This is a genomic window from Tabrizicola oligotrophica, from assembly GCF_011008935.1.
GTDB classification, from domain to species: domain Bacteria; phylum Pseudomonadota; class Alphaproteobacteria; order Rhodobacterales; family Rhodobacteraceae; genus Tabrizicola_A; species Tabrizicola_A oligotrophica.
Map to the genome: position 1 here is coordinate 38,729 of NZ_JAAIVJ010000003.1, position 24,417 is coordinate 63,145.

The following is a 24,417-nucleotide window of genomic DNA, read 5'->3' on the forward strand; positions in this document are numbered from 1 at the left end:
TCCGGCGATGATCCGGCGCACGCATCAAAAGCACGATGCGACCAGCGAGGCGGTCTATTCCGATTGCACGGCCTATCGCTATGCGCTGACCCGTCAATGGGCGGCGGGGCGACGGTTGCTGTGGGTGATGCTGAACCCCTCGACCGCCAGCGAGCAGGCCAATGACCCGACCGTCGAGCGCTGCGAGCGCCGGGCGCGGGCCATGGGGTTTGGCGGGTTTCGGGTGGTGAACCTCTTCGCCTTTCGCGCCACCGATCCCCGCGCGCTGGGCCGCGTGGCAGATCCGGTCGGGCCGGGCAATGACGCGGCCGTGGCCGAAGCGGCCGACTGGGCCGATGCAGTGGTTTGCGGCTGGGGCGGGCATGGCGCGATGGGCGGTCGGGATCTGGCCGTCACCGCGCTGTTGCGGCGCTCCGGCAAGCCGTTGTCGCACCTTGGTCTGACGCGGGGCGGACAGCCGAAACATCCGCTTTACATCGGATACGCGGTCCAGCCCGTGGCATGGAGCGCCTGACACCGGTTCCGGGTATGTCCCGCCCTCTCAGGCTGCCTGCAATCGCACCATTGCCAGATCCAGCGCCGCACCATTGGTCAGACTTGCCAGCGGCACGCCATCCAGCATGAGGAGCGTCGCCCCGCCCCCCAACCCAAGCGTCAACTGCGGGTCCGGGTGCAAGGCGGCATCATAAATCACCACCAGCTGGTCTTCGGCCGGATCGAAATCGGTGATCTGCACCACGGGCTCCCCCGGCGCGAAATCCTGCAGGGTGAAGGCATCGGCGCCCTGACCGCCGTTGCCATAATCGCCCGCACCGAGATGCAGCGCGTCGTCCCCCCGGCCGCCGTTCAGGAAGTCCGGCTCGGCATCCGGCCCGCCGTCGCCGTCGCCGTCGCCGTCGCCCCAAAGCGTGTCATTCCCCGCCCCGCCTTCAAGTTCGTCCACGCCATCGCCACCGAACAGGGCATCGTGGCCGGTCCCGCCATCGACCAGATCATCGCCGGACTGACCGGCGAGACTGTCATCGCCGGTGCCGCCGATCACGCTGTCATCGCCTTGATCACCCCGGGCGCTGTCGTCGCCTTCGCAGCCGGCAACCAGATCATCCCCGGCATCGCCGGTCAGCGCATCCCCCCCTGCATCGCCCCAAAGGCCATCGTCGCCATCGCCGCCGGCCAGCACATCCTGCCCCTCGCCGCCATAAAGCTGATCCTGCCCCTCGGCCCCGATGAGCGCGTCCGCTCCCCCGCGCCCTTGCAGGACATCATCCCCCTTGCCGCCGGAAAGCGACAGGTCGGGCTCGGGCGGGTCCGGAACGTCGTCGGAAACCGGCTGACCGTCTGGGTCCGTGCCGCCGGTATCGGCGGGGTCGGCATCCATGAAGGCTGTCGAGACTGCCCAGTCCGCATCTTCGGGGGGCGAATCTTCCGCCTCGCGGCCGCCGTCCTGTTCGACAGAGAGGCTGTCCATCGACATGCCGGCAATCAGCACGCCCAGAAGACCGACCAAACCAAGCATCATGCAACCTTGAGCTGCTTTCCGGTCGCGCGGTGGCCCGGAAAATTAACCATATGCCGCGGGGATCACGGCAGAATTCCCCCGGCCCCCACCACCATAGCACGAACCCGGACCTGCCTCTACCAACGGATCCTGACAAGTCGATCAATCTGGGCAGATGGTTAACGGCCCGGCCGCATCTCCGGCACGATGGCCGCGCCCCGGCGATTCCGGGCTTTCAATTTCGAAGCATCTCGTCTATACGCCGCCATCCGCAGCAAACTGCGGGCGCCCGAAAGGGCATCAAGGGCCTTGCTGGACGACATCCCGGCTTGTGCCGTCACCGCCAACCCAAGGAGAAATCCGATGTCGATCACCGTCGAAGAAAAAGCCCGCCTGATCAAGGAATATGCGACCAAGGAAGGCGACACCGGTTCGCCCGAAGTTCAGGTTGCGATCCTGTCGTCGCGCATCGCCACCCTGACCGAGCATTTCAAGGGCCACAAGAACGACAACCACTCGCGTCGGGGTCTCCTGATGCTGGTTGCCCAGCGCCGCAAGCTCCTGGACTACCTCAAGGGCAAGGACGAAGGCCGCTACAGCTCGCTGATCCAGCGTCTGGGCCTGCGCCGCTAAGCCGGGGCACATGGAATAGCGAAGCGCCCGGGGGGAAACCTCCGGGCGTTTTGCTGTGTCGCGGGACGGGGCCAAAGGGTCGCACCCGCGTAAGGGCAGCGACACATCCCGCGCAAGGATCGCGTCATGACTGCCCTGCGTCCCTCTCTTCCCGTGTTTCTCGGACTGGCGCTTGCCCTGCTCGTCGCCTGGTCGTCGGGATTTGTCGGTATCCGGTTCACCCATGAGGTCGCCACGGTGCCGCAGATCCTGTTTGCCCGCAGCCTGTGTTCCGGGCTGGGCCTGCTGCCCTTTCTGATCGGTCCTTGGGCCAAGGGGCCGAAGATCGGCGCGCGGGACGTGACCGAACAGGGGCTTTACGCCTTCCTCGGCATGTTCCTGTACCTTGGGGGCTTCGCCATGGGCATCGGCGCGGGCGTGCCGACCGGTCTGGTGGCGCTGATGGCCGATCTGGTGCCCCTGGGCATTGCCGCCCTTTCGGCACCGCTCTTGGGCCAGAGACTGACGCCGCGGCAATGGCTTGGCACGGCCATCGCCTGCGCGGGTGTGCTGGCGGTTTCCGCCGATGCGCTGGCTTTGGGTGCGGCGCCGGTCTGGGCCTATGCCCTGCCCATTCTGGGCATGCTGGCCTTCGCCGTCTCGACTGTGCTGCAAGAGCGCCGCGGCGGCAGCCGGTTGACCATTCCACAGCGGCTGGGCCTGCAATGCCTGTGGGCGGCGGTATTCTTCGCGCCTTTTGCCGCTGCGGGTGGCGGGCTTTTTCCCGCCATCACCCCGGATTATGTGTTGGGCATCGGCTGGCTCGTGGTTCTGGCGACCTACGGCGGGTGGCTGATCTACTATCTGTTCCTCAGACTTTACCCGCCTGCGATGGTCTCTGCCGTCGTCTACCTGTCGCCGCCCGTCACCATGGTCTGGGCCTTCGCGCTGTTTGGCGAACCCCTGACCTGGCGCATGGCGCTTGGCCTGCTGGTAACGCTTTGCGGCGTGGCGCTGGTGGCCGGGCGCAAGACGTAGCGGCGCTCCTAGACCTGCCGTGCCTCGGCAAAGGACAGAAGGCGGCCGGATTGCTCATCCCACAACTGCAACTGCACGGTGCGCAGGCTTTCGCGGATCGACATGCGGTTCATCCCCGCCAGCTCTGCATGGTCGCGCAGCACCTGCGGCAGGCGGTAAAACGGAATCCGGCTGTAAAGATGGTGGACATGGTGAATGCCGATATTGGCGCTCAGCCATTGCAGGACCGGCGGCAAGACGTAATAGGAGCTGCCCTTCAGCGCGGCGGTGTGCAGATCCCAATCCTGCTCCTCGGACCAGTGGGTGGATTCGAACTGGTGCTGAACATAGAACAGCCAGACCCCGGTGGTCGCCGCCAGAAGGCTGGTCGGCAGGAAGATCAACAGGATCGGCGCCCAGCCGCCGAAATACAGGATCAGGCCCAGCGCCGCCAGAATGGCGGCATTGGTGGTCATGGCACTGATCCAGTATTTCATATGGCCCGTCAGCCCGAGCGGCACGCGGTTCTGCAGCAGGAAGATGTAACCCGGCCCGATGCCGAACAACACCACCGGGTTGCGATACAGCCGGTAAAGCACCCGCCGCACGACCGGCAGCGCCCGGTATTCGGCAACGGTCAGCGTGGTGATGTCGCCGATCCCGCGCCGCCCGAGATTGCCGGCGCTGGCATGGTGAATGGAATGTGAGCGCCGCCAGACGTCATAGGGCGTCAGCGTCAGCACCCCCAGAACCCGCCCCAGCCAGTCGCTTACCGTGCGGCTTTCGAAAAAGGCGCCATGGCCGCAATCGTGCTGGATGGTGAAAAGCCGCAGGAGGAAGGCCGCGTTGACGCAGGAAATCGCCAGCGTCAGCCAATAGCTGATGCCCATCGCCCACCATGCCAGCGCCCAGAACAGCACGAATGGTCCGATGGTCACGCTCAGCTCAAACAGGCTGCGCGCGGTATCGGGTTGGCGATACTTCGCCAGAACCTTTACCCAGTCCCGGGCGGCCGTCACCCCTTGCGCCATGGGCCCGGCCCCGCTTGCGTCCAACATCACAGCTTCTCTTGTTGTTTGCGCCTGCATACTGCACGGCAGAAACTTCGCAACAGTTAATGATGCCCCGAGCCGGATCGCCGCAGGGCCGGCGCGGTGCCGCCTCCCGCCAAAGCCCTTCCCAAACCCCGGCTTTTCCTGTATGCGCCCGCCCATCTGCGACGTGAGGCCCCACCCCCGGGCCCGTGCATCAGGATTGGGGGCGGCGGCAATGGGGCCGCCATATATGCGGGATGACAGGCCAGGGGGCCGGTCCCGGAGGAAACGACAGATGTTCAATGTGACAAAGAAATCCATCCAGTGGGGCGGTGAGACGCTGACGCTGGAAACCGGGAAGGTTGCGCGTCAGGCCGATGGGTCGGTGATCGCAACGCTCGGCGAAACCTCGGTCATGGCCAACGTGACCTTCGCCAAGGCACCGAAGCCGGGACAGGACTTTTTCCCGCTGACCGTGCATTATCAGGAAAAATACTATGCGGCCGGCAAGATCCCCGGCGGCTTCTTCAAGCGTGAAGCGCGCCCGTCGGAAAAGGAAACGCTGGTTTCCCGCCTGATCGACCGGCCCTGCCGTCCGCTCTTCGTCGAAGGCTTCAAGCATGAAGTCCTCGTCATGGCCACCGTGCTGTCGTGTGACCTGCACAACGACCCCGACATCGTGGCGATGATCGCCGCCTCGGCTGCGCTGACCATTTCGGGCGTGCCGTTCATGGGCCCGATCGGCGCCGCGCGCGTCGGCTTCGTCAACGGCGGCTATGTGCTGAACCCGGCCATGGACGACATGACCCAGCTCCGCCTCAAGCCCGAACAGCGGCTTGATCTGGTGGTTGCCGGCACCAAAGACGCCGTGATGATGGTGGAATCGGAAGCCTACGAGCTGACCGAAGAGGAAATGCTGGGCGCCGTGGTCTTTGGCCACGAGGCGATGCAGCCGGTCATCGACCTGATCCTCGATCTGGCGGAAGACGCCGCGAAAGAGCCCTTCGACTTCACGCCGCCCGATCTGTCGGAAATCTTCGGCAAGGTGAAAGCCGCGGGCGAAGCGCAGATGCGCGCCGCCTTTGCCATCAAGGACAAGCAGGACCGCACCAACGCCATCGGCGCTGCGGTTGACGCGATCAAGGCCGCGCTGTCGGAAGATGACCAGAAGGACATCAACCTCGGCTCGGCAATCAAGAAGCTGGAAAGCTCGATCCTGCGCGGGGACGTGGTGTCGAACGGCGTCCGCATCGACGGCCGGGATACCAAGACCGTTCGCCCGATCGTCGCGGAAACCGGCATCCTGCCGCGCACCCACGGCTCGGCCCTGTTCACCCGCGGCGAGACCCAGGGCCTTGTGGTCACCACCCTCGGCACCGGCGAAGATGAGCAGATCATCGACGCGCTGAACGGCAACACCCGCTCGAACTTCCTGCTGCACTACAACTTCCCGCCCTATTCGGTTGGCGAAGTGGGTCGCGTTGGCTCGCCCGGTCGTCGTGAGATCGGCCACGGCAAACTGGCATGGCGTGCGCTGCAGGCCGTGCTGCCTGCCCCGACCGATTTCCCCTACACCATCCGCGTGGTGTCGGAGATCACCGAATCGAACGGCTCGTCGTCCATGGCTTCGGTCTGTGGTGGCTCCTTGTCGATGATGGATGCCGGCGTGCCGCTGAAGGCTCCGGTGGCCGGTGTGGCCATGGGCCTGATCCTGGAAGATGACGGCAAATGGGCCGTGCTGACCGACATCCTTGGCGACGAGGACCACCTCGGCGACATGGACTTCAAGGTGGCCGGCACCGCTTCGGGTATCACCTCCTTGCAGATGGACATCAAGATTGCCGGGATCACCCCGGAAATCATGAAGCAGGCTCTGGCGCAGGCCAAGGACGGCCGTCTGCATATCCTCGGCGAGATGAACAAGTCGCTTTCCGCGCCGCAAGGCTTCTCGGAATATGCGCCGAAGATCGAAACCCTGCAGATCCCGACCGACAAGATCCGTGAAGTGATCGGCTCGGGCGGCAAGGTGATCCGCGAGATCGTGGAAACCTCGGGCGCCAAGGTCGACATCAACGACGACGGCATCATCAAGATCGCCTCGTCGGACGCTGCCGCCATCAAGAAGGCCTATGACATGATCTGGTCGATCGTGGCAGAGCCGGAAGAAGGCCAGATCTACACCGGCAAGGTGGTGAAACTGGTCGACTTCGGCGCCTTCGTGAACTTCTTCGGTAAGCGCGATGGTCTGGTGCATGTGAGCCAGATCGCCAACAAGCGCCTGAACCACCCGAATGAACTGCTGAAGGAAGGTCAGGAAGTGAAGGTCAAGCTGCTGGGCTTTGACGACCGCGGCAAGGTGCGCCTTGGCATGAAGATGGTCGATCAGGAGACCGGGGCCGAGATCGTGGCCGAAAAGAAAGAAGAAGGCGCCGAGGCCTGAGGGCTGGCACTCTGAAACAGACAAAGCCCCGGCGATGCGCCGGGGCTTTTTTCTTCGCTGAAATTTTCAGGCCTCGACTAGATATTCTTGTTAAATGTAGTTTTATCGAATATTATTCGATAAACTGTCGAAATCATGCCAAACTTACCCAAATCCTTTCTCGCAGATGCCGTATTTTGCCGGCAAATCTGCGAACAGGAGAATCCCATGCGTGTCGTCGTCCTTGGTGCTGGTGTCATCGGTGTGACCTCGGCTTATTACCTCGCCAAAGCCGGGCATGAGGTGACGGTGATCGACCGCCAGCCCGGCCCGGCGCTGGAGACCTCGTTTGCGAACGCGGGCGAGATCAGCCCCGGTTATGCCTCGCCCTGGGCTGCGCCGGGCATTCCGGCCAAGGCGGTGAAGTGGCTGTTCATGAAGCACGCCCCGCTCATCATTCAGGCCCGCCCGGATCTGGCCAAGATCGAATGGGTCGGGCGGATGCTGTTGAACTGCACCTCCTCGGCCTATGCGGTAAACAAGTCGCGCATGGTGCGGCTGGCGGAATATTCGCGCGACTGCCTGATCGAGCTGCGCCGCGACACCGGCATTTCCTATGACGAACGCACGCAGGGCACGCTGCAACTGTTCCGCACCGAAAAGCAGGTCGAGGCGGCCGAGAAGGACATCAAGGTTCTCAAGGCCGATGGCGTGCCGTTCGAGGTGCTGGATGCCGCTGCCTGCGTGGCCGCCGAGCCCGGCCTTGCGCCGAACATCGGCAAGATCGCCGGCGGCCTGCGCCTGCCGGGCGACGAGACCGGCGACTGCTTCAAGTTCACCAATTCGCTGGCCGAGATGGCCGCCGCCGCGGGCGTGACCTTCCGCTGGGGCGTGACCATTCAGGCGCTGGAATCAGACGGCAGCCGCATCACCTCGGCGCAGACCAGCGCCGGCCGCTTTGGCGCCGATGCCTTCGTGCTGGCGATGGGCAGCTATTCCCCGGCGCTGGCGCGGCCCTTCGGCATGCGCCTGCCGGTCTATCCGGTGAAGGGCTATTCGATCACGGTTCCGATCGTGAACGAGGACCGCGCCCCGGTCTCGACGGTGATGGACGAAAGCCACAAGATCGCCATCACCCGTCTGGGCGACCGTATCCGGGTTGGTGGCATGGCGGAAATCTCGGGCTTCAACAACCACCTGCACCCCAAGCGGCAGGCGACGCTGACCCATTCGGTCGAGGATCTGTTCGGCGGGGCGGGCGACCAGTCGAAGGCGATCTTCTGGTCGGGCCTGCGGCCGATGACGCCGGACGGCACGCCGCTGGTGGGCCGCTCGACCGTGCCGAACCTGTTCCTGAACACCGGCCACGGCACGCTGGGCTGGACCATGGCCGCCGGCTCGGGCCGGGTGATCGCCGATATGGTGTCGGGCCGAGTGGCCGAGATCGACACCGCGGGTCTGGGCTATGCCCGCTACCAGCGGCGATCGAAAGCCGCGGCGCCCGTGTCGCAAGCCATTGCCGCAGAATGAAGAAACGGGGCCGTGAGGCCCCGTTTTCCTGTGTGGCGCCGATGGCGAAGCCGGATGGTCAGACCGGCCGCTTGGCAAAGCGCAGATAGGGCAGCTTGATGTCCAGCTCGCCAAAGCGCGCCTTGGCATCGTCGGTCGAAACCGCCAGCGCCACGATCACATCCTGCCCCGGCACCCAGTTGGCCGGCGTGGCGAAGGGCACGCCGTCGGTGGCCTGCACCGCATCCAGCGCCCGCAGGATCTCGGCAAAGTTGCGGCCCACGCTCATCGGATAGGTCATGGTCAGCCGCACCTTCTTGTCCGGCCCGATGATGTAGACCGTGCGCACCGTCGCCGAATTCGCCGGCGTACGGCCCTCGGCCGGCAGGTAGTAATCGGCCGGCAGCATGTCATAGGCCTTCGACACGGTCAGCGACACATCGTCGATGATCGGGAAATCGGCCGCCACGCCGGAAAACGCCTCGATGTCGCGCTTCCATTTCTCATGGTCGGCCACCGAATCGACCGAGACGCCGATCACCTTGGTATTGCGCTTTTTCCATTCGGCGGCGAGTTGCGCCACGGCGCCGAATTCGGTGGTGCAGACCGGCGTGAAATCACGCGGATGGCTGAACAGGATGGCATAGCCGTCGCCCAGCCAGTCGTGAAAGTTGATGGTCCCCGCGGTGCTTTCGGCGGTGAAATCGGGGGCGGTGTCGTTGATACGGACGGCCATGGCAAACTCCGGTGTTGTCTTTGGATGACATTAGCGCAATGCGCGGGAAATGCACCCCCTCGGGCGGCGGGGGCGGCAGTTAAGAACCGTTCGGCTGCGGGGGCGGGGCGCGGCGAAACCGGCGTCCTCAATCCGGGCGGTTCTCGGAACATCTGTTCTCCGCTGGCGAAAAATTTGATCAAATTATGACCTCCACCCCTTGCCGGCAGCCGCGCGCGCTGGCACCTTGCCGCCAGACCGAAGGAGGGTGACATGCTCATCAAACGCGATTTCTACATCAACGGCCGCTGGGTGGCCCCGATCGCGGGCCGCGACTGCGAGGTCATCAACCCCTCGACCGAAGAGCCGGTGGCGGTGATCTCGCTCGGCTCCGAGGCCGATTGCGATGCCGCTGTTGCCGCCGCCAAGGCCGCATTTCCCGCATGGGCCGCGACCCCGCCCGCGTTGCGCCGCGCCGCCGTGGTGCGGATTCTGGAGCAATACGAGGCGCGCAAGGAGGAACTGGCCCGCGCCATGAGCCTGGAAATGGGCTCTCCCCTGAAACACGCGCGCGAGCAGCAGGCGCCCTGCCTGCCCTGGCATGCCGGCAACTTCCTGACCGCCTTCGACACGCTGCACTGGGACCGGCCCCTGGGCGACCATGCGCCGAACGACCGGATCCTTCTGGAGCCGATCGGAGTTGTCGGCCTGATCACGCCGTGGAACTGGCCGATGAACCAGATCGCGCTGAAGGCGATTCCGGCGATTCTGGCGGGATGCACCTGCGTGCTGAAACCGTCCGAGGAAAGCCCGCTGAACGCGATGATCTTCGCCGAATTCTGCCATGACGCCGGGTTGCCGCCGGGGGTGTTCAATCTGGTGAACGGCGATGGCGCGGGGGTGGGCAGCCGGCTGTCCAGCCACCCCGATGTCGAGATGATCTCCTTCACCGGCTCGACCCGCGCCGGGCGGGCGATCTCCAAGGCCGCCGCCGAGACGCTAAAGCGGGTGACGCTGGAACTGGGCGGCAAGGGCGCGAATGTGATCTTCGCCGATGCCGACGAGCGCGCGGTGGAGCGCGGGGTGCGGCACATGATGGACAACACCGGCCAGTCCTGCAACGCGCCTTCGCGGATGCTGGTTGAGCGCGGCATCTATGACAAGGCCGTTGAAATCGCTGCGAAAGTGGCCGGCGAAATCAAGACCGGCAATGCGCTGGAGGAGGGCTCGCATATCGGCCCGGTGGTGAACCGGCGCCAGTGGGACCAGATTCAGGGCTATATCCGGAAGGGTCTGGACGAGGGCGCGCGTCTGGCCGCCGGTGGTCCCGGCCTGCCGGAGGGCGTCAACCGCGGCTATTTCGTCAAGCCCACGGTCTTTGCCGATGTGGTGCCCGGCATGACCATCGAGCGCGAGGAAATCTTCGGGCCGGTGCTGTGCATGATCCCTTTCGAGGATGAGGCCGACGCCATCCGCATCGCCAATGACTCGCCCTATGGCCTGACCCATTACGTCCAGTCGCAGGACGGCGCGCGCCGCAACCGGATGGCGCGGGCGCTGAAGGCCGGGATGGTGCAGATGAATGGCAAGAGCCGCGCCGCCGGCTCGCCCTTTGGCGGGGTGAAATCCTCGGGCCGGGCGCGCGAGGGCGGCGTCTGGGGGCTGGAGGAGTTCCTAGAGGTCAAGGCGGTCTCGGCCTGGGATCCGGCGCAGGACTGAGTGCGAAAGCCCCGGCGGCCCCGGGGCTTTTTTGCCTGCGAAGAAAACTTGACACATGTGTCGATTTAGCATTCCCTTGGCCCATCAGCCGAGGAACCGACCATGAGCCAGCATTCCCGCCTTCTCTCCCCCGTCAAACTGCGCGGCCAGACTCTGCGCAACCGCATCGTCTTTGGCGCCCATACCAACAACATGGCCGAGGGCGGGTTGCCGCTGGCGCGGCAGGGGGCCTATTGGCTCGAGCGGGCCTTGGGTGGGGCGGGCATGATTGTGACCGAGCCGGTGCCGGCGCATCGCACCGGGGTGCTGACGCAGGGCAATCTGGCCCATGAAAGCGACGCGGTGATCCCGCATTTCCGCGCCATCACCGAACAGGTGAAGGCGGCCGGCGCGGTGATCATCCAGCAGATCTACCACGTCGGCGCCCATGGCGATTCGGACCTGTCGTTCCAGCCGCATTGGTCGCCCTCGGGCGGGCCGTCCTACCATGACAGCGACGGCAGTCATAAGATGACCGAGGCCGAGATCGAGGAGATATTCGAGGCGCATGCCGCCGCCGCCCGCCGGGCGCAGGCCTGCGGCTTTCAAGGGGTGGAGGTCTGGGCGGCCTATCACTCGCTCGTCGACCAGTTCTGGACGCCGTGGTCGAACACTCGTGATGACAAATGGGGCGGATCCTTGGAAAACCGCACCCGGTTCTCGCGCGAGCTGATCGCCCGCATCCGCCGCGACTGCGGGCCCGAGTTCATCATCGGCCTCGCCATCAGCTATTCGCCCGCCTATTCGGTTTCGCTTTCCGCCGATGAGCTGTGCGAGATTGTCGCGCTGCATGACGCGACGGGGGAGGTCGACTATTTCACCTGCGGCTATGGCAGCTATCTGGAGTTCGAAGGCATCATCCCCGCCTTCACCGAGGGCGAAAAGCTGACAACGCCGATGACGGCGCGGCTGAAGGCGGTGGTAAGCCACGCGCTCATCACGTCAGAGGCCGGGGTGCGCACGCCGGACAATGCCGAAACCATCCTGTCGGCGGGCGAGGCGGACATGGTGTCGATCGTGCGCGGGCAGATTGCCGATCCGCATCTGGCGCGCAAGGTGACGGAAGGCCGGGCCGAGGACATTCGGGGCTGCATCTCGTGCAACCAGATGTGCTGGGGTCGCCGGTCGCGCGATTACTGGATTTCCTGCCTCATCAACCCTTCGGTCGGGCGGGAATGGGAATGGGGGGGCGACCGTTTCACGCCCGCCGGAACCCCGAAATCGGTGCTGGTCGTCGGCGCCGGGCCAGCGGGGCTTGAAGCAGCGCGGGTGGCGGCGGAACGCGGGCACCGGGTGGAAATCGTCGAGGCGCTGCCGGTGATCGGCGGGCAGTTCCGGCTGGCGGGCATGCAGCCGCGCCGGGCGCAGATCCTTGACCTGATGGAGTGGTATGAGCGGCAGTTCGACAAGCTGGGCGTGACGCTGCGGCTGAACAGCTTTCTTGATGACGACGAGATTGCCGCCCATCCGGCGGAGGTGGTGGTGCTGGCCACCGGCTCTTTGCCCGACGAGACCGGCTTCCAGCGCTGGCAACCGCATCTGGCCAGCCTGCCGGGGGTCGAGCTGGGCGGGGTCTGGTCGCCCGAGGCGGCGATGCGGCGCGAGGCGCGGCTGGGCGATGCGGTGGTGCTTTATGACGAAGGGTCGAACTGGCGCGGGGTCGGCACGGCATGGGCGCTGGCCGAGCGTGGGCATCAGGTGACCATCGTCACGCCCGAGCCCTTTGTCGGCAAGGAGATTGCCCGCACCTCGGCGGATGGCTCGGCGCGGCGCAAGCTGGCCAAGTTGGGGGTAAAGTTCCTGACCGAGCATTGCCTGACGCGCTGGCATGGCAACGGCGTGACAGTGAAGAATTTCCTGACCGGCGAGGAGGAAACCCTGCCGGCCAGCGGGCTGGTGATGGCGACCACCAACCGCAGCTTCGACCCCTGGCCCGAAGGCTTTGCCGGCAAGGCGACCCACCGGATCGGCGATTGCGCCGCGCCGCGGCTGGCGGCCTATGCCTTCCACGAGGGGCGGAAGCTGGCGCTGGGTCTGTGACCCGGCGCTAGAACGGGCAGGGGGCAGTGAACTCTACCCAGGCGCCGGTTCCGGGGTGATGCAGACCCAGCGTTTCGGCATGCAGCATCAGCCGGGGATAATCCGTCGCCGCGCCCGTGGCATAGATCGGGTCGCCCAGGATCGGATGGCCCAGCGCCAGCATATGCACCCGGAGCTGGTGGCTGCGGCCGGTTTTCGGGAACAGCCGCACCCGGGTTTCGCCGGACGCGCGGCCGATCACCTGCCAGTCGGTCTGCGCCGGCCGGCCATGCTCATGGCTGACCATCTGGCGCGGCCGGTTCGGCCAGTCGGCGCAAAGCGGCAGGTCCACATGCCCAGCGTCGCCGACGATCTCGCCCGCCACCCGCGCGACATAGGTCTTCTTCGCCCGGCGCTGCTCGAACTCCTGCCCGAGAAACCCCTGCGCCGGTTTGGTCTTGGCAAAGATCATCACGCCCGAGGTGTCGCAATCCAGCCGATGCACCAGCAGCGTGTTCCACTGCGCGGCCTGCAGGCGGGAAATCAGGCAATCCGCCCGCCCCTCCAGCTTTCCGGGCACCGACAGCAAGCCCGCCGGCTTGTTCGCTACCAGAACCAGATCGTCCTGATAGAGGATGTCCAGCGGCACATCCGGCGGCTGATAATCGAACTCGGGCCTCATGCGATGCCGTGGCCCGCGGCCCGCAGCGCCGCCCCAAGGTGGCGGATATGGGCCGGGCCAACCTCGCAGCAGCCGCCGACAATGGTCGCGCCCATGTCCACCCAGCGCAGGGCGAAGGCGGCGTATTTCTCGGGCGTCAGGTCGTGGCGGGCGCAATAGTCCGGGGCGTCGTCGGTTTCGGGTAGCGGCAGGCTGGAGATTTCCGAGAACCCGTTGGCATAGGCGCCGAAAGGCCGGCCCATACCGGCAAGGACCGCCAGCGCGGCCTCCATCGCCTCGGGCATCGAGCAATTGGCCAGCACGGCGGCAGTCGGATGTTCGGCAATCACCCCTGCCAGCCCGGCCACCGGCTCGCCCGAGCGCAGGCGCGACCCGTCACGGTCATCGACCGAGACCGAAAGCCAGACCGGCCTGCCGGCCGCCTGCGCCCCGGCAAGCGCCCCCCGGCAGAGATCGAGCGAGGACATGGTTTCGCACAGGATCACATCGACATGCGGCGCCATCAGCGCCGCCTTCTCGGCATAAAGCGCGGTCGAGACCGCGACGGGCGGCGTCAGATCGGGCCGGTAGCTTTCGCCCAACGGCCCCATCGACCCCGCGATGATCCCCCGGCCCGCCTCGGCCCGCGCTTCATGCGCTTCCATCAGGGCGCGCAGGTGCAGCGCATGATAGTAATGGTCCAGCCCGACGCCGATCAGCCGGTCGTGCAGGATGTTGTAGGTGTTGGTGGTGGCCACCGTCGCCCCGGCGGCGAAGTAATCTGCATGGATGGCCTTCACCAGCCCCGGGTGGTCGATCATCACGCGGGTGGCCCAGAGCGGCGTCGGCTCGTCACCGGAACGCGCGACAAGCTCCTGCCCCATGCCGCCGTCAAGCAGGGTAATCAGCGCCATGGTCAGTCCTTCAGCATCCGCAGCGCCATCAGGCCAAAGACCCCGGCGGCAAGTTTGTTCATCCCGCCCATGCGGGCCGAAAATGCCGCGCCCGCCCAACCGGCCAGCGCGCCGTATCCGGCGGTAACGCACATGCCGGTCAGGGTAAAGACTGCGCCGAGGATCAGAATCTGCTGCCAGACCGGCCCGCGCGCCGGGTCGGTGAACTGCGGCAGGAAGGCCAGCACGAACAGTGCAACCTTGGGGTTCAGCGCATTGGTGACGAACCCCCGCCAGAAGGCCCGGGACAGGCTGGCGACACCGGTGCCCGCCGGCGCGGGACCGGCGGTCCAGGCGCCCCAGGCCAGATAAAGCAGATAGCCCGCGCCGAACCAGCGCAGGCCCGTCATGGCGGCGGGATGCGCGGCCAGCAGCGCCGCAACGCCCAGCGCCGCCAGCCCGACATGCCAGAAGCCGCCAAGCCCGACGCCCGCGCCGGCCGCCATTCCGGCGCGCGGCCCACCTGCCATGCCGCTTGCAGTGGCGAACATCACGTCTGCCCCCGGCGTCAGGTTCAGCAAGATACCAGCCGAGGTGAAGGCCAGCAGGGTTTCCAGAGGAACAAGATCGAACATGGCCGCAGCATCGGGGCGAAGATCGGGAAGATCAAGAGAGGTGATTTGACCTTTCGCGCCCGCCGGGCCAGCCTTGGCCCCGGAGGTGCCGCCATGGAGTACGAAACCGTTCCCGCCCGTGACTTCGGCCATGCGCTCCGCGCGACCAGCGTCAATCTGTTGTGCCGGGATGTTCCCGCCGAGGTGGCCTTTCTGACCACGGTGTTCGGCATGACCGCCCACCGGGTGAGCCGCGACTTCGCCATTCTCTTGCACGCGGACCAACCCCTGCAACTGCATTCCGACGCCGCCTATGCCAGCCACCCGCTGCCGTCCCTTCTGCCGGAAGCCGGGCCACGCGGTGCCGGTGTCGAGATTCGCCTGCACGAGGCCGACCCCGACAAGGCCGCGGCGCGGACCGAAGAGGCCGGGGGCGTGGTGCTGCAGCCCCCCACCGACAAACCGGGCCACGGGCTGCGCGAGGCGGTGATCCTGTCGCCCTCGGGCTATGCCTTCGTGCCCTCGCGCCGGATCTGACACAGGCAGGAAATCGGCTCTGCATGGTCGCGGATCACCTCTGCCGGCCCGGCAAGACGGTCCATCCGGCGCGCAAGGTCGATGTCCAGCGTCGACAGCCCCTCGCAATCATGGGTGGTGAGCGTGACATCGACGATGTTGAACCGGTTGGTCCATTCCGGATGGTGGTTCGCTTTTTCCGCCGCGAGCGCCGCGCGGGACATGAAGCCCCAGGCTTCGGAAAAGGACCGGAACTTCCAGACCTTGCGGATGGCATCGCGGTCCGGCACCGGCCCCCAGCCGGTTTCGCCCAAGGGCGGCAGCGCGGTCTCGCGTTCGGCTATGGTCAAGCGGTCCATCATGCCCCCCTTTTCATCAGCGCATCATCCAGCGCGTTTGCCCGCACCAGGGCCGGGCGGCCCTTGATCCGGTCCCAATAGGCCACCAGCTCTGGCGTGGCCGGCAGCGTGTCAAAGCCCAGCCCCCAGCCGATCTGGCTGCCGACATAGACATCTGCCGCCGAAAACCGATCACCACAGAAATAGCGGTTCGCGCCAAGATGGCCAGATAGCGTGGACAGAACATCCGCCATGCTGCCATAGCCGACGCGGCCTTTCATCTCGGGTGCAGGCTCCCACCCCATCGAGCCATTGACGACGGCCTGTTCCAGCGGACCGGCGCCAAAGAACATCCAGCGAAAGAACTCGCCCCGGCGGACCGGCAACAGACCGGAGTCGGGGAAAACCTCGGCCAGATAGGTACAGATTGCCGCCGCCTCGGTGATGATCTGGTCATCATGCACCAGCGCCGGCACCTTGCCCATCGGGTTCACCGCCAGATAGGTCGGGGCCTTCATCATGGCACCAAAGGCCAGCACAACCGTCTGATAGGGCCGGCCAATCTCTTCCAGCATCCAGCGGACCATGCGGCCGCGCGACATGGGGTTGGTGTAGAAGGTCAGCATGTCGGCTCCTGTCGCCCTTGTCAGCTTTCCCCATCCACTTTCCGGAACGGACCATAAGCGGTCAAGACCTCTATCTCCTCGCCCACGGCGCGGCGTTCCTGATCCAGATAGCGCGCCACTGCCCGCGCAAGACCGGGATCGGCGATCCAATGCAGCGAGTGGGTTGCGTGTGGCAGATAGCCCCGTGCCAGTTTGTGCTCCCCCTGCGCCCCGGCCTCGACCCGGGAAAGGCCCCGGGCAATGGCCCAGTCGATGGCCTGATAGTAGCACAGTTCGAAATGCAGGCAGGGGTAATCGGCGATGCAACCCCAGTACCGACCATAAAGCGCCTCGCGTCCGATGAAGTTCAACGCCCCGGCGACAGGCCGCGCCCCGTCAAAGGCCAGCACCAGCAGCACGTCGCCGCGCATGCTGCGGTGGATCTCGTCAAAGAACCCGCGTGTCAGGTAGGGCCGGCCCCATTTGCGACCGCCGGTGTCTTGATAGAAGGCCCAGAAGGCATCCCAATGGGCAGAGGTGATCTCTTCGCCAGTCAGGGCGCGGAGGGTCAGCCCATGGGCCAGTGCGGTTTCGCGTTCCTTGCGGATCATCTTGCGCTTGCGGCTGGACAGATCGGCCAGAAACGCCGCGAAATCGGCGTAACCCCGGTTTTCCCAATGGAACTGCTGGGTGATGCGATGCAGCGTGCCCTGCACCCCGGCCAGCGCCAGCGCCTCCGCCTCGGTGCAGAAGGTGATGTGCAGCGAGGACAGGCCGTTGGCCTTCGTCACCGCGATCGCCGCCTGCATGAGCGTCGCGCGAAGGGTCTCGGGGCCAAGAAAGCGCCGGCCCGTCACCGGCGTAAACGGCACGGCACCCTGCAATTTCGGGTAATAACGCCCACCTGCGCGGTCGTAGGCCTCGGCCCAGCCGTGATCGAAGATGTATTCGCCCTGACTGTGCGTCTTGACGTAAAGCGGCATCGCCGCGACCACCCGGTCATCGTGCCGCACCACCAGCGGCCGGGCCTGCCAGCCCGTGCCCGCGCCGGTCGAGGTGGAGGCTTCCAGCGCCAGCAGGAAGCGATGGGTGGTGAAAGGATCCAGCGCCCGGCCCGAAACCGCCTCGGGGCAGGCAAGCGCATCCCAGATCTCCGCCGGGATTGCCGCCATGTTTTCAAGCAGTTCGACCGTCTCGGCCACGCAGAAGCCCTCGGGGGAAATTGCAACGCAAAGGATGCAACCCCCGACCGAAAGGTCAAGCCGGAAGCGACGCCAGATAGCCTTCGAAGGTCACATTGTCGGCAACCTTGCGGGCAAGGCTCTCCTCCTGCGGGCTGCGGATGGTCCAGGTCAGGATCGCGGCCCCGCCGGCCTTCAGCGCGGCGACACGCGGGCTGGCCAGATCGGCGGCCTCGTGGCTGATGAACGACGCCCCGACCCGGTCGTAATCGGCGATATGGCGCAACTCGTCGCAGCGCGCCGGCGGCAGGGGCGCCCAGCCGTCATGGTCATAGGCCGCCGTTGTCAGCCCGTGTGGGACGGCGGGGGCAAGGCGGGCCATGTTGGCCACCGCATGCGGGTTGAAGGACATCACGGCAACCGGCGCCTGATAGCCAGCCAGGGCCCGCGTCACCGCCGCCTCCAGCCGTCCGTCGGTTTCGGCCATGCGGTCGGTCTGGTCCTTGATCTCGATCAGCACCGGCACGCGGCCCGCCACCAGCGCCAGCACCTCGGGCAAGGTCGGGATGCAATCGTCGCAATCGCGCAAGCGGATGCGGCCCAGTTCGGCGGCGGTATAGTCCTTCACAAAGCCCGTGGCGTCGGTCAGGCGCTCCAGCCATTCGTCATGGAACACCACCGCCTGACCGTCCGCGGTGCCCTGCACGTCGATCTCGATGCCATAGCCCGCTGCCACGGCCGCACGAATGGCCGCGGGCGAGTTTTCGGGCCGCCGCTCGGCCCGGTTGTGCAGGGCACGATGGGCAAGCGGCAGGCGCAGGAACACGGCAGGCAGGGGCATCGTCATGGCCGTGCGCTCAGCGGATCTGGAAGATGCCTTCGATCTCGACCGCCACGCCCAGAGGCAGCGAGGCGGCCGACACCGCCGACCGCGCGTGCCGCCCGGCATCGCCAAGGGCTGCCACCATGAAATCGGACGCGCCGTTGATGACCTTGGGCTGGTCGATGAAATCGGCGGTGGAGTTGACAAAGCCCACCAGTTTGACCGCCCGCACCACGCGCGACAGATCGCCGCCGCAGGCCTTCTTCAGCTGCGCCAGCAGCGAGACGGCGCAGGACTTGGCCGCTTCGGCGCCCGCCGCCACATCCAGGTCGGCGCCGAGACGCCCCTTGATGAGCCCGGCCGCGTTCTGGCTGATCTGGCCCGAGATATGCACCAGATCGCCCACCTGCACGAAGGGTACATAATTGGCCGCGGGGGCGGGCGCGTCGGGCAGGGTGACGCCAAGCTCGGCAAGACGGGTTTCGATGCTGGACATGAGAGGAACCTCGGGATTGGGAGTCGGGAATTGGAATTTCGCGGCGAAGCTAGCGGCGTGGCGCGGTCGGGGCAAGGCCGCATCGGCGCTGCCCCGCTTGTCCCCGCCCGGCCCTGCCGCTAGGTTGCGCTCCAACGCGCGCCCGAAAGGATCTGCCATGACCCAACGCCTGCATCTCGTCTTTGGTGGCGAGTTGATCGACCCGCAGAAGAACGTGTTCCGCGAGGTGAAGGACATTCACATCGTCGGCATGTTTCCCGACTATGCCACCGCGTTCTCGGCCTGGAAGGCCGAGGCGCAGCGCACGGTCGACAATGCCCATATGCGTTATTACATCGCCCATATTCACCGGCTGCGCGATGAAAGCTCGGCCGTGTCGGCAACCGAAGAACTGGGCGCATGACGCACTGACCCATGGCCCTTTCGATTGGTCGGCGCCTTTACAACCTGACAAGCCGCCGCGAAGCGCCGGAGGGGCCGTCATGGCCGCCGCGGCCCAAGGGCCGGTTGATCTGGCTGCATGCGCCACGGGCCGAAGCGGTGCAGGGGTTGGTGCAGCTGGCCAACAAACTGGCGGAAGAAGACGGGCTGGCCACGCTCATGACCGGTCCCGCCGAAAGCGGCACGCTCGCCCCGCCCACCGATCAGCCTGCCGAGGTGAAGGCTTTTCTCAACCATTGGCAGCCCGATGTTCTAGTGCTGGCCGAAGGCGAGATTCGTCCGGCCCTGCTGTTTGAAGCCGAGGCGCGGGCCATCCCCGTCATGGTGGTCGACGGGCGCGAGCCCTATCTGTCGCGGGGCCGGGATGGTTGGTTTCCGGGGCTTCTGCGCGGGGCGGTGCAGTCGTTGCGCCAGGTCTTCGCGCTGGATGACACCGCCGCGCGCGCCTGGCGCAAGGCCGGGGCCGCGCAGGTTGAAACCGCCGGTCGCATGGAAGAACTGTCGGCCGCCCTGCCCTGTCATGAGGGCGAGCGGTCGGCCCTGGCCGAGGCGATGAAGACGCGGCCGGTCTGGCTTGCCGCCGCCGTGCCTCAGGCCGAAGAAGGCGCCGTCATCGCCGCCCATCGCGCGGCCCTGCGGCTGTCGCATCGGCTTTTGCTGATCTTTGTTCCCGACAACTGCACCCGCGTCGACGCGCTTGCCAAGGAGTTGGAGGCGCAGGAGGGCTGGATCGTCGCCCGCCGCGACCGCGAGGATGAGATCGACGCCGAAACCTCGATCTATCTGCCTGACAGCGATCAGGAATTCGGCCTGTGGTATCGGCTGGCTCCCGTCACCTATCTGGGCGGCAGCCTTGCCGGCACCGGGGTCCAGCGCAGCCCGCTGGAGCCGGCGGCGCTGGGATCGGCGATCATTCACGGCCCGCGCCCGGGCGCGCATGGCGCGATGATCGGGCGGCTGGGGGCGGCCAGCGGCGCACGGGCGGTCGGATCTGCGGCGGATCTGGCCGAAGCCCTGGCCGACCTGCTGGCCCCGGACCGCGCCGCGCTGATGGCACAGGCGGCGTGGACAGTCGCCTCGGACGGGGCGGAAGTCACCGAGAGGGTGCTGCGACGCCTGCGTCAACTGATCGGAGACGGCTGATGCGCCCGCCCGGTTTCTGGCAGAACCCGCCCGATCGTCCCGGCCTTGTGGCGTGGTGGCTTGCGCCCTTGGGTCGGATTTACGCCGCAGCGACGGCACGCCGGCTGCGCCAGCCGGGGTTCAAGGCCCCGGTGCCGGTGATCTGCATCGGCAACCTGAACGCAGGCGGAACCGGCAAGACCCCGACGGCCATGGCGCTGGTGGACCGCCTGATGCAGCGTGGCGCCAAGGTCCATGTCGTCAGCCGGGGCTATGGCGGCAACCTGCCCGGCCCGGTGCGGGTGGACCTTGCGCGCCATAGCGCGGCAGAGGTCGGGGATGAGCCGCTGCTGCTGGCTGCCTTTGCGCCGACATGGGTGGCAAAGGACCGGGCGGCAGGGGTGAAACAGGCGGTGGCCGGGGGGGCCGGCGTGATCCTTCTGGATGACGGGTTCCAAAATCCCGCCGTGGTCAAGGATCTGTCGCTTGTCGTCGTCGATGCCGAACAGGGCTTCGGAAACGGGCGCTGCCTGCCCGCCGGTCCGTTGCGCGAACCCGTGGCGGTTGGCCTCGCCCGTGCCGATCTGGTGCTTTCGATCGGGCCGCAGGCGGCACAGGCGACATTCGCCGCGCACTGGGGTTCCGCCATCCACCCGCCCCTGCTGCGCGGCCATCTGCACCCGATTGAAATGGGCATCGACTGGCAATCCGAACGGGTCATCGCTTTTGCGGGCATTGGCAGGCCGGAAAAGTTCTTTGCCACCCTGCGCAGTCTTGGCGCCACAATCCTTCGGGCCGAGGCGCTGGACGACCATCAGCCACTCTCGGACACGCTGATCCGGCGGCTTGAGGCCGAGGCCCTGCTTGCCGGGGCGCAGCTTGTCACCACCGAAAAAGACGCGGCACGTCTGCCTGCTGCCTTCCGGTCATCGGTGCTGTCGCTGCCAGTGCGGCTGCACCTTGACGACTGGTCGGCGATTGACGCGGCGTTCACGCGGCTGGGTCTGTGAACGGCCGGGGCAGAACAAGCCACCCCGGCCTGCCGCATCAAATGGCCGCGACCATCGCCTCGCCGCCCGAAATCTCGCAGGCACTGGTTTCCTGACCCTGGTTCAACACCTGCACAACGCCATCGACGGCATAAAGCGCATAGCGTTTGGAGCGGTCAAAGAATGCCAGATGCGGCACCGTGAACGCCTGTCCGATGGCCTTGGTATAGGAGGCATCGCCGTCGGCCAGGAAGGTGATGCCCGGAGTGGCCCCCGTGGCTTCGCCCCAAGCCTTCATGACGAAGGGATCGTTGACCGCAAGGCAGATCACCTCATCCACGCCCTTGGCCTTCAGCTTGTCCATCACCCTCAGGAACGACGGCACATGCGAGGTGGTGCAAGTGCCGGTAAAGGCGCCGGGCAGGCCGAAGATCACGACCTTGCGGCCCTTCAGCTTGGTTTCCATGTCCACCGCTTCGGCTCCGTTCTCGCCCATTCGCAGAACCTTGCCCCCCGGCAGTTTATCCCCGACAGAAATCGTCATTCCAACAGTCCTCGCGCGTTGCGTTTCATCCCGCCCCGGATATAGGCTCCGCCCGGGCATTCGACCAGAGGGAGCGGGCAATGACGCATGTGGTTGTGGTAGGAGCGGGTCAGGCGGGATCGGCCGTGGTGGCAAAGCTGCGGGGTCTGGGCTTTGACGGCCAGATCACCATGATCGGCGAAGAACCCGCCCCCCCCTATCAGCGCCCGCCGCTGTCGAAGGCCTATCTTCTGGGCGAGATGGAGGAAGAACGGCTCTGGCTGCGGTCGAACGCCTATTACGCCGAAAACAACGTGACGATGAAGCTGGGGGTCAAGGTCACGGCCATTGACCGCGCCACAAAGACTCTGACGGCGGGCGGCGAAACCCTGTCTTACGATCATCTGGTGCTGACCACCGGCTCGACCCCGCGCCGGCTGCCGGCAGCCATCGGTGGCGAGCTGGCCGGGGTCTACACCGTGCGCACGCTGGCCGATGTCGACGCCATGCGCGCCGAGTTCCAGGCCGGCCACCGGGTGGTGATCGTCGGCGGCGGCTATATCGGGCTGGAAGCGGCCGCCGTCGCCCGCAAGTTCGGGCTTGAGGTGACAGTGCTGGAAATGGCTCCGCGCATCCTGCAGCGCGTCGCGGCCCCCGAAACCAGCGACTACATCCGCAAGCTGCACAGTGACCATGGCGTGACCATTCTGGAATCCACCGGGCTGGACCGGCTTTTGGGCGAGGGCCGTGTGACCGGCGTTCGCCTGGCGGACGGGCGCGAGCTGCCGGCCGATTTCGTGATTGCCGGGGTCGGCATCATTCCCGGTCAGGCGCTGGCCGAAGCGGCAGGCCTGGAAATCGAGAACGGCATCAAGACCGACGCCCACGGCCGGACCTCGGACCCGGCGATCTGGTCGGCGGGGGACTGCGCATCCTTCCCCTACAAGGGCGGACGCATCCGGCTGGAATCGGTGGGCAATGCCATTGATCAGGCCGACCTTGTCGCCGAAAACATCATGGGCGCGAACAAGGAGTATGCCGCGAAACCGTGGTTCTGGTCGGACCAGTACGAGTGCAAGCTGCAAATCGCAGGCCTGAACACCGGCTATGACAACATCGTCACCCGCGGGCCGGATGGCGAGGCGGTGAGCTTCTGGTATTATCAGGGCGACACCCTGCTGGCGGTCGATGCGATGAACGACCCACGCGGCTATATGGTGGGCAAGCGGCTGATCGAAATGGGAAAATCCCCTGCCAAGGCACAGGTGGCGGACCTGTCGATTGCCATCAAGGATCTTCTGAAGGCATGAGGATCGTCGGAGGTCGCGCGCGGGGCCTGAAGCTGGCCGAAGTGGGCGCAGGCGACCCCCGGGCGCATCTGCGGCCCACCTCGGACCGGGTGCGCGAGGCGATCTTCAACCTGCTGGTGAACGGCGGCTATGGCAACCCGCTGCACGGCGCGCGGGTGCTGGACCTGTTCGCGGGGACCGGAGCGCTGGGGCTGGAAGCCCTGTCGCGCGGGGCCTTGCACGCCACCTTCATCGAGAACGGCAAGGCGGCGCTGGCGCTCTTGACCCGCAACATCGCGTTGATGCGGGCAGAGGCGGAGACGGCGATCCACCGCCGCGATGCCCTCACCCCCGGCCCGAATCCCGCGGCACCTTTCGAGGTGATCTTCCTTGATCCGCCCTATGGCAAGGCCATGGGCGAGGCCGCCTTGCAGGCCGTGTTGGCAGGGGGCTGGATCGCGCCCGGCGCCCTGATCGTCTGGGAAGAAGGCACCCCCCCTGCCCTTCCCGACGGCGTAGCCCTGGAGGATCAGCGCAAGTACGGCGATACGCTGGTGACGATCGCCCGCGCGCCCTGATCGGCCCGGCTCTGCTTACCCCCGCGCCTTGCGATAGCTGTCTTTCAGCGCGATCCTGTCGCCGTCGAAGGCAAAGACATCGCAGCCGCACAGATCCACGTCCCTTCCCGCCTTGTCGGTGCCGATGAAGCGCCATGACGACATCCCGGTTTCCCCCGAAACCGCATGGGTGCCTTCCGTCCATGCCGCCTGCGGAAAGCTGTCGAAAATCGCGGCATAGGCGGCCCGCACTGCAGCGCGGCCCTCGTGGCGTGTGCCCACCACCTCTGGCCCGGCAGCAGAATGAAAAGCGCAGTCCTCGGCCATGCAGGCCATCACCCCCTCCAGATCGCGGGCGTTGAAGGCCTGCATCAACCGTTCCATCGTGGCGCGGCGCCGATGGGCGATATGGTCGTCCACCACCTCGACCTCAAGGAAGGCGAGGTAATCCTTGCCCGCATTGGTGACGTTATGCTCCACCCCCTCGCGGCGGGAATAGGGGATGTGGCGGGACAGATGCGCAGTCATCGTCTGGTTCCGCGGCAGGTCGAGGCCCAGCGTGCCATCGGTCAGCGGCACGATGACATAATCGTGGCCGTGGCGATGCCACCCCGTCTCGGCCCCCGGCTCGAACTGCCATTCGGTCACTTTGAAGCGGTCATCATCCAGATGCAGAACGGCTTTGGCGCTTGGCGGCATCGCGGGCTCCTTCGGTTTCGCCCAGCCTATGTCCGGCCGGCGGCCCGGTCAGCCGTTTTCCGCGCTGGCTTTACATTCCGTGCGCCACT

At 66.2% G+C, this 24,417-nt stretch carries 26 protein-coding genes; 13 read left to right on the forward strand and 13 right to left on the reverse strand.

Annotated elements, in window-relative coordinates; translation table 11 throughout:
* Window positions 1-7 precede the first annotated feature (7 nt).
* Window positions 8-514, forward strand: coding sequence for a DUF1643 domain-containing protein (locus G4Z14_RS06690; protein WP_164624028.1), 507 nt, complete (start codon window positions 8-10; stop codon window positions 512-514).
* A 27-nt stretch (window positions 515-541) separates the two neighbouring features.
* Here the strand turns inward: G4Z14_RS06690 and G4Z14_RS06695 are convergent, their stop codons facing one another.
* A complete protein-coding gene (locus G4Z14_RS06695; protein ID WP_164624029.1) occupies window positions 542-1,516 on the reverse strand; it encodes a calcium-binding protein in 975 nt (324 codons plus the stop codon).
* A gap of 345 nt (window positions 1,517-1,861) precedes the next feature.
* Here G4Z14_RS06695 and rpsO point away from each other — a divergent pair, with 345 nt between their 5' ends.
* A complete protein-coding gene (gene rpsO / locus G4Z14_RS06700) occupies window positions 1,862-2,131 on the forward strand; it encodes a 30S ribosomal protein S15 (RefSeq protein ID WP_164624030.1) in 270 nt (89 codons plus the stop codon).
* Window positions 2,132-2,257: 126 nt separating this feature from the next.
* Entirely contained in the window at window positions 2,258-3,148 is an 891-nt protein-coding gene (locus G4Z14_RS06705) for a DMT family transporter (protein ID WP_164624031.1), read from the forward strand.
* An 8-nt stretch (window positions 3,149-3,156) separates the two neighbouring features.
* Here the strand turns inward: G4Z14_RS06705 and G4Z14_RS06710 are convergent, their stop codons facing one another.
* The gene (locus G4Z14_RS06710; RefSeq protein WP_227751577.1) at window positions 3,157-4,185 is read right to left on the reverse strand and encodes a fatty acid desaturase; all 1,029 of its coding nucleotides are present in this window, start codon (window positions 4,183-4,185) and stop codon (window positions 3,157-3,159) included.
* A 271-nt stretch (window positions 4,186-4,456) separates the two neighbouring features.
* Between G4Z14_RS06710 and pnp the strand changes: the two genes are divergently transcribed.
* Together pnp and G4Z14_RS06720 are read left to right on the forward strand one after the other, a co-directional pair.
* Window positions 4,457-6,601 (forward strand): polyribonucleotide nucleotidyltransferase, encoded by a 2,145-nt coding sequence (pnp, locus tag G4Z14_RS06715; protein WP_164624032.1) that lies wholly within the window; start codon window positions 4,457-4,459, stop codon window positions 6,599-6,601.
* 135 nt (window positions 6,602-6,736) lie between these two features.
* Window positions 6,737-8,110 carry a D-amino acid dehydrogenase gene (locus G4Z14_RS06720; RefSeq protein ID WP_164624033.1) on the forward strand — a complete coding sequence of 458 codons (1,374 nt, stop codon included), beginning with the start codon at window positions 6,737-6,739 and terminating at the stop codon, window positions 8,108-8,110.
* 58 nt (window positions 8,111-8,168) lie between these two features.
* Here G4Z14_RS06720 and G4Z14_RS06725 read toward each other — a convergent pair whose 3' ends face one another.
* Window positions 8,169-8,825 carry a peroxiredoxin gene (locus G4Z14_RS06725; RefSeq protein WP_164624034.1) on the reverse strand — a complete coding sequence of 219 codons (657 nt, stop codon included), beginning with the start codon at window positions 8,823-8,825 and terminating at the stop codon, window positions 8,169-8,171.
* Window positions 8,826-9,077: 252 nt separating this feature from the next.
* On the opposite strand from G4Z14_RS06725, the gene G4Z14_RS06730 reads away from it, so the two are divergent.
* Together G4Z14_RS06730 and G4Z14_RS06735 are read left to right on the forward strand one after the other, a co-directional pair.
* On the forward strand, window positions 9,078-10,523 hold the full coding sequence (locus G4Z14_RS06730; RefSeq protein WP_164624035.1) for an aldehyde dehydrogenase family protein: 1,446 nt from the start codon (window positions 9,078-9,080) through the stop codon (window positions 10,521-10,523).
* A 102-nt stretch (window positions 10,524-10,625) separates the two neighbouring features.
* Window positions 10,626-12,602, forward strand: a complete 1,977-nt coding sequence (locus G4Z14_RS06735; RefSeq protein ID WP_164624036.1) for an oxidoreductase — start codon at window positions 10,626-10,628, stop codon at window positions 12,600-12,602.
* A 7-nt stretch (window positions 12,603-12,609) separates the two neighbouring features.
* Here G4Z14_RS06735 and G4Z14_RS06740 read toward each other — a convergent pair whose 3' ends face one another.
* From G4Z14_RS06740 to G4Z14_RS06750, 3 genes are read right to left on the reverse strand one after another with little or no spacing between them, the layout of a single operon-like run.
* The gene (locus G4Z14_RS06740) at window positions 12,610-13,263 is read right to left on the reverse strand and encodes a pseudouridine synthase (RefSeq protein ID WP_164624037.1); all 654 of its coding nucleotides are present in this window, start codon (window positions 13,261-13,263) and stop codon (window positions 12,610-12,612) included.
* Window positions 13,260-14,156 carry a homocysteine S-methyltransferase family protein gene (locus G4Z14_RS06745; RefSeq protein WP_164624038.1) on the reverse strand — a complete coding sequence of 299 codons (897 nt, stop codon included), beginning with the start codon at window positions 14,154-14,156 and terminating at the stop codon, window positions 13,260-13,262. The genes G4Z14_RS06740 and G4Z14_RS06745 overlap by 4 nt, the downstream gene beginning before the upstream one ends.
* A gap of 2 nt (window positions 14,157-14,158) precedes the next feature.
* Window positions 14,159-14,770 carry a LysE family translocator gene (locus tag G4Z14_RS06750; RefSeq protein WP_164624039.1) on the reverse strand — a complete coding sequence of 204 codons (612 nt, stop codon included), beginning with the start codon at window positions 14,768-14,770 and terminating at the stop codon, window positions 14,159-14,161.
* A 93-nt stretch (window positions 14,771-14,863) separates the two neighbouring features.
* Here G4Z14_RS06750 and G4Z14_RS06755 point away from each other — a divergent pair, with 93 nt between their 5' ends.
* On the forward strand, window positions 14,864-15,286 hold the full coding sequence (locus G4Z14_RS06755; protein ID WP_164624040.1) for a VOC family protein: 423 nt from the start codon (window positions 14,864-14,866) through the stop codon (window positions 15,284-15,286).
* On the opposite strand, the gene G4Z14_RS06760 is transcribed toward G4Z14_RS06755, so the two are convergent.
* From G4Z14_RS06760 to G4Z14_RS06780, 5 genes are all read right to left on the reverse strand, one after another.
* Window positions 15,256-15,624, reverse strand: a complete 369-nt coding sequence (locus G4Z14_RS06760) for a 4a-hydroxytetrahydrobiopterin dehydratase (RefSeq protein WP_321573011.1) — start codon at window positions 15,622-15,624, stop codon at window positions 15,256-15,258. The genes G4Z14_RS06755 and G4Z14_RS06760 overlap by 31 nt on opposite strands.
* On the reverse strand, window positions 15,624-16,229 hold the full coding sequence (locus G4Z14_RS06765) for a glutathione S-transferase family protein (RefSeq protein WP_164624042.1): 606 nt from the start codon (window positions 16,227-16,229) through the stop codon (window positions 15,624-15,626). Before G4Z14_RS06765 ends, G4Z14_RS06760 begins: the two co-directional genes overlap by 1 nt.
* 20 nt (window positions 16,230-16,249) lie before the next feature.
* The gene (locus G4Z14_RS06770) at window positions 16,250-17,380 is read right to left on the reverse strand and encodes a GNAT family N-acetyltransferase (protein ID WP_164624680.1); all 1,131 of its coding nucleotides are present in this window, start codon (window positions 17,378-17,380) and stop codon (window positions 16,250-16,252) included.
* A gap of 85 nt (window positions 17,381-17,465) precedes the next feature.
* A complete protein-coding gene (locus G4Z14_RS06775) occupies window positions 17,466-18,236 on the reverse strand; it encodes a glycerophosphodiester phosphodiesterase family protein (protein WP_164624043.1) in 771 nt (256 codons plus the stop codon).
* A gap of 10 nt (window positions 18,237-18,246) precedes the next feature.
* Window positions 18,247-18,708, reverse strand: a complete 462-nt coding sequence (locus G4Z14_RS06780) for a RidA family protein (protein WP_164624044.1) — start codon at window positions 18,706-18,708, stop codon at window positions 18,247-18,249.
* Between the two features lie 157 nt (window positions 18,709-18,865).
* On the opposite strand from G4Z14_RS06780, the gene G4Z14_RS06785 reads away from it, so the two are divergent.
* From G4Z14_RS06785 to lpxK, 3 genes are read left to right on the forward strand one after another with little or no spacing between them, the layout of a single operon-like run.
* Window positions 18,866-19,111: a DUF4170 domain-containing protein gene (locus G4Z14_RS06785; protein ID WP_164624045.1), complete on the forward strand. Its 246-nt coding sequence runs from the start codon at window positions 18,866-18,868 to the stop codon at window positions 19,109-19,111.
* A gap of 11 nt (window positions 19,112-19,122) precedes the next feature.
* Window positions 19,123-20,292: a 3-deoxy-D-manno-octulosonic acid transferase gene (locus G4Z14_RS06790; protein WP_164624046.1), complete on the forward strand. Its 1,170-nt coding sequence runs from the start codon at window positions 19,123-19,125 to the stop codon at window positions 20,290-20,292.
* Window positions 20,292-21,281: a tetraacyldisaccharide 4'-kinase gene (gene lpxK, locus G4Z14_RS06795; protein ID WP_164624047.1), complete on the forward strand. Its 990-nt coding sequence runs from the start codon at window positions 20,292-20,294 to the stop codon at window positions 21,279-21,281. The genes G4Z14_RS06790 and lpxK overlap by 1 nt, the downstream gene beginning before the upstream one ends.
* 37 nt (window positions 21,282-21,318) lie before the next feature.
* Here the strand turns inward: lpxK and G4Z14_RS06800 are convergent, their stop codons facing one another.
* Complete coding sequence (locus G4Z14_RS06800; protein WP_164624048.1) at window positions 21,319-21,804, reverse strand: peroxiredoxin; 486 nt, start codon at window positions 21,802-21,804, stop codon at window positions 21,319-21,321.
* A gap of 80 nt (window positions 21,805-21,884) precedes the next feature.
* On the opposite strand from G4Z14_RS06800, the gene G4Z14_RS06805 reads away from it, so the two are divergent.
* Together G4Z14_RS06805 and rsmD are read left to right on the forward strand one after the other, a co-directional pair.
* Entirely contained in the window at window positions 21,885-23,093 is a 1,209-nt protein-coding gene (locus G4Z14_RS06805) for an NAD(P)/FAD-dependent oxidoreductase (protein ID WP_164624049.1), read from the forward strand.
* A complete protein-coding gene (gene rsmD / locus G4Z14_RS06810) occupies window positions 23,090-23,650 on the forward strand; it encodes a 16S rRNA (guanine(966)-N(2))-methyltransferase RsmD (protein ID WP_164624050.1) in 561 nt (186 codons plus the stop codon). The genes G4Z14_RS06805 and rsmD overlap by 4 nt, the downstream gene beginning before the upstream one ends.
* 15 nt (window positions 23,651-23,665) lie before the next feature.
* Here rsmD and G4Z14_RS19155 read toward each other — a convergent pair whose 3' ends face one another.
* Window positions 23,666-24,328, reverse strand: coding sequence for a nuclear transport factor 2 family protein (locus G4Z14_RS19155; protein WP_164624051.1), 663 nt, complete (start codon window positions 24,326-24,328; stop codon window positions 23,666-23,668).
* Window positions 24,329-24,417: the final 89 nt, after the last annotated feature.